The following is a 12103-nucleotide window of genomic DNA, read 5'->3' as shown; positions in this document are numbered from 1 at the left end:
GTCGGGCGACTTCGCCAAGCCTCGAATCGGATGGCCATCCGGTTCGAGGCTCAGTCGCTCTTCTCGCACAAAGTTTCCTCCGTGCAGATACAAGGGGTGTTCCAGCTTGGCTCGTAAATTTCGTCCAGCACGGACGCATAGCGAGAACTTCACAAGCGTCTCACTCCGCTGGAACACCCCTCATCCGTCTCGGCGCTACGCGCCGATCCACCTTCCCCCACAAGGGGGGAAGGGAGGCAAGGGCAGCGTTCTACGCATTCCCGATCAGCACACCCGCCGCGAACACCAGGGCACCGCCGAGAACCACCTGGAAGGCGGCGCGCAGGAACGGGGTCTGCATGTAGCGGTTCTGGACGAAGGCGATCGCCCACAATTCGAAGAACACCACCACGGCGGCAACGCCGGTCGCCGTCCAGAAATGCGGGATGAGGTAGGGCAGCGCGTGGCCGAGGCCGCCCAGCGTCGTCATGACGCCGACGGTCAGGCCGCGCTTGATCGGCGAGCCCCTGCCCGACAGTTTGCCGTCGTCGGAGGCCACTTCGGTGAACCCCATCGAGATGCCGGCGCCGATCGAGGCGGCGAGACCGACCAGAAGCGTCTGCCACGTGTCATGCGTGGCAAAGGCGGCGGCGAAGATCGGCGCCAGCGTCGATACCGATCCGTCCATCAGCCCGGCCAGGCCCGGCTGCACATAGGTGAGAATGAACTGGCGCTGCTCGGCGGTCGCCTCCTCGACCCTGACTTCGCCCGGGACATGTTTCTGCTCCAGCGCATGCGCCGAGCTTTCATGGCCCTGTTCGGCCGCGGCCAGGTCGTTGAGCAGTTTGCGGGTCGAGGCATCGGTGGTGCGCTTGGCCGCCTCGACATAGAACAGGTAGGCCTGCCGCTCCATCGCCTCGGCCTGGGTACGCACGGCCTCGATGCCGAGCGGCCGCACCAGCCAGTCGGGCTTGCGCTCATAATAGCCTTTCACATGTTCACGGCGGATCAGCGGAATGCGCTCGCCGAAACGCTTGCGATGGAGCTCGATCAACGAGTTGCGATGGCCGTCCTCCTCCTTGGCCATCGCCTCGAACAGTTTGGCCGATTGCGGGAAAGTCTCGGCCAGTCCATCCGCGTAGGCGCGGTAGATGCGGCCATCATCTTCTTCCGATGAAATGGCCAGCGCCAGGATCTCTTGTTCGGAGAGCGATTCGAAGGAGCGGCGGCCGAAGCCGAAAACACGGGAAAGCATGAGGAAATCACCCTAGTTTAGAATTGTTCTAAACTAGGGTCTACGGCGTCGGTGGTCAATCGCGGGCTTGGCCGCGGTCAACAATAGTTGAAGCCCGGCTTTGGCATCGTCCTTCATTATTGCCGAATGTTCACCTATATGTGGCACCAAGCCATAAAAAGGAACGAGCTGATGACGGCAAAGACGCCTCCGCACGCCTATGACCCGAAACCGGTCCTCGATCTCATCGCCAGCATCGAGGCCGACCTGCAGCGCCTGAAAGGCCTTGTCGAACAGCAGGTCGAGAAATTCGACCCCGCCAATCCGCACAACAAGGCGCCGGACGGCAAGCTGACCGAGGAAGGCGTCGAGTGCTGCTACCGCATGTTCGACGAAGGCAAGTCGCGCTATTCGGTGGCCCAGCAGATGAAGATCTCGTTTGCCGCCGCCACGCATCGGTTCAACAGCTGGCGCAAGCTGGGCGGGACAAAAAGGCAGCGAACGTTGCTGGGGTGAATTGCGATACGCTGGCGGCCGCAACGCGGGCTACATTTGTATCTTGATCACAATCGCAAATTTTGTCCCGGTCACATCTTTTCGTTGGCATCGCGCGAGCCTTTCCGTGCACCATGGCCGGATCGCATCACCACAGGACCCGCCATGACCGCCCCTCCCGGCATCGCCGACATCCACGCCGCCGCCGCGCGCCTCTCCGGGCTGATCGTCGAGACACCGCTGATCGAATCGCAGGAGCTGAACAGGCGCTTCGGCGGCCGCATCCTGTTCAAGCCGGAGACGCTGCAGCGCACCGGCTCGTTCAAGTTCCGCGGCGCCTACAACAAGCTGTCCTCGCTGAGCGAGGCGGAACGCAGCCGTGGCGTCGTCGCTTTCTCCTCTGGCAACCATGCGCAAGGCGTCGCGGCTTCGGCCGCCATGTTCGGTGTCAAGGCGGTCATCGCCATGCCAGCGGATGCGCCTGACATGAAGATCGCCAATGTCCGCAAGATGGGCGCCGAGGTGGTGCCCTTCGACCGTTTCAAGGACGACCGCATGACGGTGGTTCGCCCTTACCTAGACAGGGGCATGGCGTTGGTGCCGCCCTTCGACGACCCGGCCATCATCGCCGGCCAGGGCACGATCGGACTGGAGCTGGTGAAGCAGACGCGGGCGCTCGGTGTATCGCTCGACGCGGTCGTCATCCCCTGTGGCGGCGGCGGCCTGACCAGCGGCATTTCCGTCGCGGTCAAGGATGCCTCGCCCGGCACCGCGATCTGGGCGGTCGAGCCCGAGCATTTCGACGACACCCGCCGCTCGCTGGCGGCGGGCGCCAGGGTTTCGAACGAGCCGGGCCACAGTTCGATCTGCGACGCCATCCTGACCGCCGGGCCGGGCGTCATCACCTTCGAGATCAACCGCCGCAACCTCACAGGCGCAATCGCGGTTTCCGACCAGGCGACCGCGCAGGCGATGCGCGACGCCATGGCCCATCTGAAGCTGGTGGTCGAGCCCGGCGGCTGCGTCGCACTGGCGGCGCTGTCATCGGGGGAGATCGAGCTGTCCGCCAAATGCGTGGCCGTGGTGCTGTCCGGCGGCAATGTCGATTTCGGCACCTATGCGGAAATCATGGGGGCCGCATAAAGGTTGCAATTGATCTGCGGGATCATGCGCTGGCCAATTGGACGCGCGGCACTCCAGGGTCAAAGCCAAATTAGTTTGCTGCCGCAAATGGCGCCGGCGCTGCAGGCCGGCGCTCTTGTCCAACTGTCACAGCCAGCGGCGCACGCGGGCCTTGTAGCCCCGATAGATGTCGCCGAACCGCCTTTCCAGGTAAGCCTCCTCGCGCGCGACGACGCCATAGCGGACCATGAACACAAGCGGCAGTGTTAGGATCAGAACCCACGAGCTTTGTGTCGCGACGCCGATGCCGCCGTACATGAGAAAAAACCCAAGATAGATGGGATTGCGGGTCCAGCGGTAAATGCCTGTCGTCACGAGCACGCGGGCGGGCTGGTTCGTGGGCAAAGGCGTCGCAGCGCTGGAGAAGCGGCGGACCCCCGCGGTAAAAAGCGCCAAACCTATCAGGATCAGCGACCCGCCGATGATCCGGTGGACCAGGTCGATCCCCGGCACCGGGAACGGCAAAGGCAGCACCCGATCCAGGGTGAGACCGACCAGAACAGCGGCAGGAAAGAAAAGGATCGGTCGCCCAGCGACGCCTGCTGTCGCGGCCACTTGTTGCCCATCTGTGTCCATGCCCATGGCTGCTCCTGCAGATCCTGGAGGCTACGCAGGGGAGGTCGCCTCCAAAATGACAACTAAGGTGTCATTCTATACTTGACAATCGGCGTGTCAATCAGGAAACAGGCGAGGTCAGCGGAATGGATGCGCATGGCAGCGGCACGACACAGGACCGAGGCATGCCGAAGGACGGGATCGGACCAATCGTCGACAGCAAGGGCGAGGCAATCGCCGAGCTGATGCTCGAAGTGGCCCAGTGCTTCTTCAGAATACGGGCCCTGGGTCAGAAGACGGGGCTCATCACCAGCTGGGGCGGCGGTGCGTTCGGCTTCATGCGAAGTCTCGCGCTGCTTGGTCCGCTGACCGTGCCGCAGATCGCTCAGATGCGGCCCACCAGCCGCCAGCGGATGCAGCGGCTGGCGGATGAGCTTGCGGCCGAGGGGCTCGTCAAATTCGTCCACAATCCGAAGCACCGGCGCTCCAAGCTCGTGCAGCTGACGCCCATAGGCGACGCGCGCTACCGCGAACTCAACACCCAGCTCCTTTCGATCGCAACCACCATGGGCGTCGCGCTCAGCGAACCGGACATTCGCAGGACGACCGAGATCGTGCGGCGGCTGAGCGATGATGTGAGAGGGCGCTCGAAACTTTAATCCAGCGTGCGCCTGAACCGTACCAGCGCCACGCCGGCGAACAGCGCCACGAACGCCGCCAGCCAGCCGATCTCGGTCGCCACCGCCGGCAGCTGGGCGCCCTTCAACATCACCGCGCGGGTGATGCGCAGGAAATGCGTCAGCGGAAAAATCTCGCCGAAGGTCTGCGCCCAGCCCGGCATGCCGCGATAGGGAAACATGAAGCCCGACAGCATGATCGAGGGCAGGAAGAAGAAGAAGGTGAGCTGAAGCGCCTGCATCTGCGTCCGCGCGATCGTCGAGATCGTGTAGCCGAGCAGCACCAGGGACAGCACGAACACCAGCACCGCCGACAAAAGCAGCGTCATCGAGCCGGTGAAGGGGATGGCGAACAGAAGCTTCGACGCCGCCAGCACCACCACCACCTGCACCGCGCCGACCGCCAGATAGGGCAGCACCTTGCCCATCATGATCTCCAGCGGGCTCGACGGCATCGCCAGGAGATTCTCCATCGTGCCACGCTCGGTTTCGCGCGTCAGCGCGATCGAGGTCATCATCACCATGGTCATCTGCAGGATGACGCCGAGCAGGCCGGGCACGATGTTGTATTGCGAGATGCCTTCGGGATTGTAGCGCCGGTGGACCACGACATCGAGCTGTCCCCGCGCGGCCTCGGCGGCGGCTTCCTGCATGCCCTGCGCTCTCAGCAGCGCCTGGCCGGCGATGGTGCCGAGCGTCGATATCGCGCCGCTGGCCACCGCCGGATCGGTGGCGTCGGCCTCGATCAGGATCTGCGGCTTGTCGCCGCGCTCGACGCGCCGGGCGAAATCGGCGGGGATGGTGACGACGAAGGCGACGTCGCCGCGCGCCATCAGGAACTCGGCCTCGTCAGCGCTTTGCGCGACATTGTCGAAGCGGTAGTAGCCGGTGGTCTGCAGCGCCGAGACCATGGCGCGGGTGTAGGGATCGCTGCTGGTCGCCACCAGCGCCGCCGGCAGGCTTTTCGGGTCGTTGTTGATGGCGTAGCCGAACAGGACGAGCTGTATCAGCGGCACGCCCAGCATCATGGCAAAGGTGATGCGGTCGCGCCGCATCTGGATGAACTCCTTGATCAGCAGGGCGCCGAGCCTGGCGAAGGAAAAGACGTTGTTCATGCCATATTGTCCTTCGATCCCGACATGAACTGAATGAAGACGTCCTCCAGGCTGGTTTCGCCGGGTTTCATGGTCACCCCTTTGTGCTCTCTCTCAACATCGGCAAGGGCAGCCTCAAGCTTCTTGCGGTCGGAACCGACGACATGCAGCGTGGCGCCGAACGGCGCCACCTGGTCGACGCCGGGACGGCCTTGCAGCGTTTGCGCCACCTCGTCGAGCCGCGGACCCTGCAGCACGAAAGTGGTCAGGCCCGCATTCTTCACCACCTCGGCGACGGTACCGGTGGCCAGCATCTTGCCGTAGGAGATGTAGCTGATGCGGTGGCAGCGCTCGGCCTCGTCCATGTAGTGAGTGGAAACCAGCACGGTGAGCCCGCCGCTGGCCAGGCGATGGATCTCGTCCCAGAACTCGCGCCGCGCCTTCGGGTCGACGCCGGCCGTCGGCTCGTCGAGCAGAAGCAGTTTCGGCTTGTGCATGATGCAGGCGGCCAGCGCCAGACGCTGCTTCCAGCCGCCGGACAAGGTGCCGGCCAGCTGGTTGCGGCGCGTCGCCAGGCCGAGATCCTCCAGCGTGCGCGAGACATATTCCTCGACCGGCTTCAGCCGGTAGAGCCGCGCCACGAATTCCAGGTTCTCGCCGATCGTCAGATCCTCGTAGAACGAGAATTTCTGCGTCATGTAGCCGACTTCACGCTTGATCCTGAGCGCATCGGTGCGGATGTTGAAGCCCAGCACCGTGCCTTCGCCCTCGTCCGGCGTCAGCAGGCCGCACATGATGCGGATGGTGGTGGTCTTGCCCGAGCCGTTGGGGCCGAGGAAGCCGACGATCTCGCCCTCGGCGACCGACATCGTCACATGGTCGACGACGGTCTTGTCGCCGAAGCGCTTGACCAGGCCGTGAACGTCGATGGCGTTCATTTTCCCATATCCGCGAGATCGACATCGACGATCTGGCCGGGCTGAAGCGGCCCCGCATCGCCCTCCGGCCGCGCCTCGACGAGGTAGACCAGCTTCTGCCGGTTCTCGAGCGAATAGATCACCGGCGGGGTGAATTCGGGATCGGGCGAAACGTAACTGACGCGCGCCTTCACGTCCGGGCCGCAGCCCTCGCAACGGACGCTGAGCAGGCTGCCGACCTTGACCGAGGAGAACGCGCTTTCCGGAATATAGACGCTGAGCTTCACCGCGCCGTCGGGAAGCACCGAGATGACAGGCGCGGTCGGGCCCGCCGTGTCGCCGGGATTGCGGATGACGTCGTTAACGCGGCCGGGCGAAGGGGCGGCGAGTGTGCGCTTCGACAGGCGCCATCGCGCCTGTTCCAGTTCCGCCTGCGCCTGCTTGACCTGGTTGTCGGCGGCCTTGATCGTCTCGGGCCGCGCCGGCAGGCCGCCGACGGCGAGATTGGCCTCGGCCTGGCCAACCTGGGCATTGGCGGTTTCCAGTGTCGCCGAGGCGGTGTCATAGTCCGCTTGGGTGCCGGTACCGCGCTTGAACAGATCGGAGGCGCGGTCGTTCTTTCGCTTGGCGTCGGCGGCCTGTGCCTTGGCCATGTCGACCTCGGCCTTCAGCACGGCGATCTCTTCCGGCCGTTTGCCGACCTGGAGGTCGGCAAACTGCGCCTGCGCCTGTGCAAGGGCCGCCTGCGCTTGCGCCACTGCGATCTTGGCGTCGGCATTTTCGAGTGTCACCACGGTGGCTCCCGGCGTGACGCGATCGCCGCGCTTCACGGTCACCGTCTCGACCTGCGCCACCTCGATCGGCGCCAGGAGCACATAATCGCCCTCGACATAGCCGACGGCGAGCGGTGCCGCCGGGGCGCAGGCAGCGAACAGTTGGGCAGCGAGCGGCAGCGAACACAAAATGCTCATTGTCTTGATCCCTTCATCCCTGCCTCTTTCGGGCGGCCAGTATGGCGCCGAGGTTGTCCGCTGTGACCGCCACCACCTTGGCGGCCTCGGCGGCACCGATTTCGGGCCAGCCCATGCGGCGCATCACCGCCTCGCGGCCGATGCGGAAATAGATGACCTGGCCGATCAACGTGAACACGGTGAGCCGGGTCCGTTCGCTCTCGGCCGGCTCGCCCGTGGCCTGCTCCCAGAGCAGACACAAACGACGATGCGCCGGATCGAAGACGCCTTCATAGATGCGGTCGAGCGCCGCCGTCGGATACGACAACTCGCGCAGCACGAACTGCACGATCTCTCCGGCCTGCGGACTGGCAACGACAAAGCCGACCATCCGTTCCAGGGCCGCGAAGAGCTGCGCGCGCGCCGCCTCCGGATCGCCAGCCGTCGCGACCTCTTCATTGAGCGCCTGACCGGCGACGGCCTGAATGGTCTCGACGATAAAGTCGGCGGCAGCGGCGCGAAGACCTTCCTTGCCGCCGAAATGATAGGCGATCGAGCCGATATTGGCCCCCGCCTCGGCCGCGATCTCGCGCGTCGAGGTGCCGTCGAAGCCTTGCCGCCCGAACAGTCTCAGCGCCGCCCGGACGAGCGCGGCGCGCGTCAGCTCTGCCGGGGATGTCTCGCGGCGGGGCGTCTTGGCATCTGGCGATTTGATCATGTCGAAGACTTTAATCAATCGATTGATTAAAGTCAACTTCCGCGCGGCTCCGTCTTGCCATCGCGCGCGGCAAACGCTTTAGTGCGCGGCCATGGGCAAGGAAGTCGAGCGTAAATTCCTGGTCTCCAGCACCGCATGGCGGGATCTGGTGGAAGCGGATATCCGCATTCTCCAGTTCTACCTCGCCATGGCACCCGGACGAACCGTCCGTATCCGCATCAGCGACGGAGCCTCGGCCAAGCTGACGCTCAAATTCGGCAGCAGCGCGCGCGAGCGCGACGAATTCGAATATCCGATCCCGCTCGCGGAGGCGGTGGAGATGCTGGACTTCGCCCTCGGACGTGTCATCGAGAAGACACGTCACCATGTTAGGCATCGCGGCTATCTCTATGAAGTCGATGTCTTTGGCGGTGCACTGGCGGGACTTGTGGTGGCCGAACTCGAGACTCCGGAAGACGTTCCGGATGAAATGCTGCCGGACTGGCTCGGCCATGAAGTCACTGGCGATCAGAAGTTCTACAACGCGTCGCTCGCCCTCGGGGGGATACCGGAGATCGCCGCATGAGCTTTCGTATAGACCCGCGCATGCCGCTGACCGGCGAGGTCAGACGCATCCTTGCCGAGGAAATCGGCAAGGCCCTGCTGCATCTGGATGCGGCACGCGCCCGGCCGGAACAGGGACTGCACAAGTGCCGCAAGCGGCTGAAGAGCACGCGTGCCTTGCTGCGCCTCGTTCGTTCCGGCGACGAAACATTCTGCACGACCGAGAATCAATGCTACCGCAACGTGGCGGCGCTGCTGGCCGGCCCGCGTGAGGCGACGGCGCTGATCGAGACCATCGACCGGCTGGCGGCGCGTTTCGCGAAGGAGAGCGCCGATGGCGGGCTTGATGTCGTGCGCGACAGGCTGATCGCGCGCCAGCATGATTTGCACGAAGGCGCCGGGCTGCACGCGGCGATCGGCGCGGCGACCGCCGCGTGCGAAGACGGCATGAAGCGCATCGAAACCCTTGCCCTGCCCGACCAGCCGGAACAGGCCGCAGACGTGCTCGCCGAAGGCGCGCGCGCCACCTTGCGCCGTGCCAGGAAGGCGCTCGACAAGGCCGGCACGCACGGCAAGGCCGACGATTTCCATGACCTGCGCAAGGCGGCCAAGACGCATGGCATGCACCTGTCGCTGCTGGGCAGGCTGTGGCCGACCCCGATCAAGGCGCGGCGCAAGGCCGTCGATGAACTGGGCGAGCAGCTTGGCGAACTGCATGACGTCTTCGTCATGCGCGCGCTGCTCGAGGCGGACAGCGAGCCGCTTGGGCCGCCCGAGGACACGAAACTTCTCGGCAAGCTGCTCAAGCGCTCGGAAAAGAGCCTGAGGAAGGCGTGCCTTGCCGACGCGGCCGAACTGTTCGGCGACAGCCCGAAGCGCTCGACGAAGAGGCTTGCCCGCAAGGCCCGCGACGATCTCGCCGGCGCCTCGTCCGCCGACGATCTGGCCGCCGCGGCCGGTTGACGGCGGAAAACCTCGCCGATCGCCATTACTCTAAGCGGGTAGCGGCGGTCTTTTTGCCTCGGACGCCTGATCCTTCATCCGCGCGCCGGCGTCGCGCGGGTGTGGGCCAATCGGCATGATCGCCTCGAACGGCGTGGCGCCAAAGGCAAACGTCCATTTGTAGCCGACCAGTCCGTCCTCGGGCGTGGTGTGCTGGTCGTGATGGGCCAGCAGTTTCGCGCGGTCGGCCAGCTCCTCGGCCTCGCGCCGCACCATCTCCGCCGTCTCCGGCCGCATCCGCCTAGAGAAGCTGACGAAGGTCGCCTCCCGCTCGAGATGGGTGATCGCCCAGCCGATGAAATTCTTGTTGGTCATCTCGAACAGCGGCCTGAGCGGCCCCTCGAAATTCCAATGGATGGGCGTTTCGACCAGCAATTTCGCCGACAGGCCACGACCGAGCGCGATCAGGTCGAGTTCCTCGAGGTCGCGCAGATAAAGGAACATCGAGGCCTCGCTCAGTCCCTGCGAGCGCATGATGCCTTGCGGCGTGAACTTTTCCGACAGCATGACGAAGACGAAGAGCAGCGCCGGCCGGCCGGCGAGCCTGCGCTCGATCTCCGGCGCGATGTGGTTGACCGGCCCCGGCCCCCGGTTCATCGAGCCGAGCACGTTTTCCAGCTCGACGCCGGCGGCGGCGCAGATCTCCACCAGCCGGTCGAGCTTGCAGTTCTTCTCGTGGAAGATGCGCTTCACCGTCGGCTCGGAAACGCCCATCCGCTCGCCAAGCTCGCGATAGGTGACCCCCTTCGCCTTCAGTGTCCGTTTCAGCGCCTCGAAGATCGGGCCGTTCATGGCATGCACCTCATTCCAGCAGTTTCGTATCGATATTCGACACTAGCGCCAATCACTCTTTCCGAAAAGTATCGAAAACCATAGGTCTCGTCGTCATCACAGGAGACCGGACATGAAACGCATCATCACCTCAGCCTTCATCGCCGCCATCGGCATCGCGGCTCCCGCCCAGGCCGGCGAGCTCTGGCGCGCAAGCGGCCTCGAACAGCCGGAATCGGCGCTGTTCGACGCCGCCAACAACCGCATCATCGTTTCCAACATCGTCGGCAATCCGGGCGACGCCGACTGCAATGGTTATCTCAGCGTGCTGTCCCTCGACGGCAAGATCGTAACGCAACACTGGAGCGACGGCATGGACGCGCCCAAGGGCATGGCGATATCGGGCGGCAAGCTCTATGTCGCCGACATCACCAAGGTCCGTGTCGTCGACCTCGCCAGCGGCAAGCTCATCGCCAGCATCGGCGTACCGAACGCGGTCTTCCTGAACGACATGACATCGGACCAGTCCGGCAAGGTCTATGTCACCGACATGCTGGCCGACACGATCTACCGCATCGATGGCGACAGGCCGGAGCTGTTCGTGAGGGATGCGTTGCTGGCTTCGCCCAACGGCGTCTTCGCCGATGGCGGCAGGCTGATCGTGGCCTCCTGGGGTAAGGGCATCAAGGCCGACTTCGGCACCGCCGAGCCGGGCGGGCTGCTGGCGGTCGACCTCGCCAGCAAGGCGGTGACGCCGCTGGCGGGCGCCCAAAGGTTCGCCGACCTCGATGGCGTCATCGCCATTGGCGGCACCATCTATGCCACCGCCTACATGACCGGCACGCTTTACCGATACAGGACCGGCGGCACGCCGGAAGCGGTTGCGCAGTTCAAGCCCGGCAGCGCCGACATCGGTACCGACGGCAAGTCGATCCTCTATGTGCCGCTGATGAACGAGGGCGAAGTGGCGGCGCTGAAGCTCGACTGAGAGCCGGCGTCCCGAGGCCGATCCGCGCGACCTTCGCTGACAGCCGTGGATGGCCCGTGGTAGGACGGTCCATCCACGGCGATGGTCAAGGAGGTTTGCCATGGAAGACCGGGAGATCAGAGCGGCCCTGGATCGCCATTGGGCCGCCTCCGACCGTCACAGGTGCCGGTGATGCGGCGCACGGTGAAGCGCCTGACCGATGACGGGCAGCCGTCCTACACCGTCAGCATCATGGCGTTTCTCGACGGCAAGGTCGCCCACAAGACCCAGTATTTCGGCGATCCGTTCGAACCCGTACCTTCGCGCGTGCAACGGGTCGCGCGGATATCGTGAGCCACAGCGACGATCATCCTCCGCTCGCGCGAGAAGAACTGCCCGACGATACGGCTGCCCTCGCCCGTTATCTCATCGGCAAGCTGGTGGTGCGCGACTTGCCTGAAGGCAGCGGCCGCATCGTCGAGACCGAGGCCTATGTCGTCGGCGATGCCGCAGGGCATGGCTTTCGGGGAATGACGCCGCGCAACCGGTCGCTGTTTCTCGAGCGCGGGCACGCCTATGTCTATCTCGCCTATGGCATCTCGTTCATGCTGAACGTTTCGAGCGAGACGCAAGGCACCGGGACCGGCGTGCTGATCCGGGCGCTGGAGCCGCTGGAAGGCATCGCGATCATGCGGCTGAACCGCGGCGTCGAGCGCCTGCGCGACCTGGCGCGCGGGCCGGGAAGGCTGGCCGCGGCATTGCGGATCGATCGTTCGCTCGACGGGCTCGACCTTTGCGGGGAAGGCCCGCTATGGCTCGCTCGGGATGGCACTGAAACCGGCGCGATCGGGCAGAGCATCAGGATCGGCATTTCGAAGGATGCCGAGCGCCTGCTGCGATTTTATCTCGTGGGAAGCCCGTTCGTCAGCGGTGCGGCATCGCTCAACCGTTGAGAGATGCTCCGCCTCTTGTATTCCGGCCAATTGGGCTCGCGCGTTGTCCATTTCTCTTTGATACTT

15 protein-coding genes are annotated in these 12103 nt (G+C 64.7%); 8 read left to right on the top strand and 7 right to left on the bottom strand.

Going from position 1 to position 12103, the window contains the following annotated elements:
• Positions 1 to 250 precede the first annotated feature (250 nt).
• Positions 251 to 1234 carry an iron exporter MbfA gene (mbfA, locus tag M653_RS0129005; RefSeq protein WP_027146460.1) on the bottom strand — a complete coding sequence of 328 codons (984 nt, stop codon included), beginning with the start codon at positions 1232 to 1234 and terminating at the stop codon, positions 251 to 253.
• A 171-nt stretch (positions 1235 to 1405) separates the two neighbouring features.
• On the opposite strand from mbfA, the gene M653_RS0129000 reads away from it, so the two are divergent.
• Both M653_RS0129000 and M653_RS0128995 read left to right on the top strand, forming a co-directional pair.
• On the top strand, positions 1406 to 1729 hold the full coding sequence (locus M653_RS0129000; protein WP_027146459.1) for a hypothetical protein: 324 nt from the start codon (positions 1406 to 1408) through the stop codon (positions 1727 to 1729).
• A gap of 144 nt (positions 1730 to 1873) precedes the next feature.
• On the top strand, positions 1874 to 2851 hold the full coding sequence (locus M653_RS0128995) for a threonine/serine dehydratase (protein WP_027146458.1): 978 nt from the start codon (positions 1874 to 1876) through the stop codon (positions 2849 to 2851).
• Positions 2852 to 2977: 126 nt separating this feature from the next.
• Here M653_RS0128995 and M653_RS0128990 read toward each other — a convergent pair whose 3' ends face one another.
• Positions 2978 to 3472 (bottom strand): isoprenylcysteine carboxylmethyltransferase family protein, encoded by a 495-nt coding sequence (locus tag M653_RS0128990; protein WP_051442861.1) that lies wholly within the window; start codon positions 3470 to 3472, stop codon positions 2978 to 2980.
• Positions 3473 to 3630: 158 nt separating this feature from the next.
• On the opposite strand from M653_RS0128990, the gene M653_RS01000000133870 reads away from it, so the two are divergent.
• The gene (locus M653_RS01000000133870) at positions 3631 to 4104 is read left to right on the top strand and encodes a MarR family transcriptional regulator (protein ID WP_140715704.1); all 474 of its coding nucleotides are present in this window, start codon (positions 3631 to 3633) and stop codon (positions 4102 to 4104) included.
• On the opposite strand, the gene M653_RS0128980 is transcribed toward M653_RS01000000133870, so the two are convergent.
• Genes M653_RS0128980 through M653_RS0128965 form a run of 4 tightly spaced genes read right to left on the bottom strand, consistent with a single transcriptional unit; the run spans position 4101 to position 7801 of the window.
• Positions 4101 to 5237, bottom strand: a complete 1137-nt coding sequence (locus M653_RS0128980) for an ABC transporter permease (protein WP_027146456.1) — start codon at positions 5235 to 5237, stop codon at positions 4101 to 4103. The genes M653_RS01000000133870 and M653_RS0128980 overlap by 4 nt on opposite strands.
• Positions 5234 to 6154 carry an ABC transporter ATP-binding protein gene (locus M653_RS0128975; RefSeq protein ID WP_027146455.1) on the bottom strand — a complete coding sequence of 307 codons (921 nt, stop codon included), beginning with the start codon at positions 6152 to 6154 and terminating at the stop codon, positions 5234 to 5236. The genes M653_RS0128980 and M653_RS0128975 overlap by 4 nt, the downstream gene beginning before the upstream one ends.
• Positions 6151 to 7104: an HlyD family efflux transporter periplasmic adaptor subunit gene (locus M653_RS0128970; protein ID WP_027146454.1), complete on the bottom strand. Its 954-nt coding sequence runs from the start codon at positions 7102 to 7104 to the stop codon at positions 6151 to 6153. Before M653_RS0128970 ends, M653_RS0128975 begins: the two co-directional genes overlap by 4 nt.
• Positions 7105 to 7117: 13 nt before the next feature.
• Positions 7118 to 7801, bottom strand: a complete 684-nt coding sequence (locus tag M653_RS0128965; RefSeq protein WP_027146453.1) for a CerR family C-terminal domain-containing protein — start codon at positions 7799 to 7801, stop codon at positions 7118 to 7120.
• A gap of 91 nt (positions 7802 to 7892) precedes the next feature.
• On the opposite strand from M653_RS0128965, the gene M653_RS0128960 reads away from it, so the two are divergent.
• Positions 7893 to 8366 carry a CYTH domain-containing protein gene (locus M653_RS0128960; protein WP_027146452.1) on the top strand — a complete coding sequence of 158 codons (474 nt, stop codon included), beginning with the start codon at positions 7893 to 7895 and terminating at the stop codon, positions 8364 to 8366.
• Positions 8363 to 9307: a CHAD domain-containing protein gene (locus M653_RS0128955; RefSeq protein ID WP_027146451.1), complete on the top strand. Its 945-nt coding sequence runs from the start codon at positions 8363 to 8365 to the stop codon at positions 9305 to 9307. The genes M653_RS0128960 and M653_RS0128955 overlap by 4 nt, the downstream gene beginning before the upstream one ends.
• Positions 9308 to 9337: 30 nt before the next feature.
• Here the strand turns inward: M653_RS0128955 and M653_RS0128950 are convergent, their stop codons facing one another.
• Positions 9338 to 10138, bottom strand: a complete 801-nt coding sequence (locus M653_RS0128950) for a helix-turn-helix transcriptional regulator (RefSeq protein ID WP_027146450.1) — start codon at positions 10136 to 10138, stop codon at positions 9338 to 9340.
• A 112-nt stretch (positions 10139 to 10250) separates the two neighbouring features.
• On the opposite strand from M653_RS0128950, the gene M653_RS0128945 reads away from it, so the two are divergent.
• From M653_RS0128945 to M653_RS0128935, 3 genes are all read left to right on the top strand, one after another.
• Complete coding sequence (locus tag M653_RS0128945; RefSeq protein WP_027146449.1) at positions 10251 to 11105, top strand: ATP/GTP-binding protein; 855 nt, start codon at positions 10251 to 10253, stop codon at positions 11103 to 11105.
• 138 nt (positions 11106 to 11243) lie between these two features.
• Entirely contained in the window at positions 11244 to 11438 is a 195-nt protein-coding gene (locus M653_RS1000000136295; RefSeq protein ID WP_348626259.1) for a hypothetical protein, read from the top strand.
• Positions 11435 to 12037 (top strand): DNA-3-methyladenine glycosylase, encoded by a 603-nt coding sequence (locus tag M653_RS0128935; protein WP_084637002.1) that lies wholly within the window; start codon positions 11435 to 11437, stop codon positions 12035 to 12037. The genes M653_RS1000000136295 and M653_RS0128935 overlap by 4 nt, the downstream gene beginning before the upstream one ends.
• The last annotated feature ends 66 nt before the right edge of the window (positions 12038 to 12103 follow it).

It is taken from the genome of Mesorhizobium sp. WSM3626 (genome assembly GCF_000513935.1).
Lineage (GTDB): Bacteria > Pseudomonadota > Alphaproteobacteria > Rhizobiales > Rhizobiaceae > Mesorhizobium > Mesorhizobium salmacidum.
The sequence above is the reverse complement of the archived record's forward strand: the minus strand, read 5'-3'. Positions and strand labels throughout refer to the sequence as shown.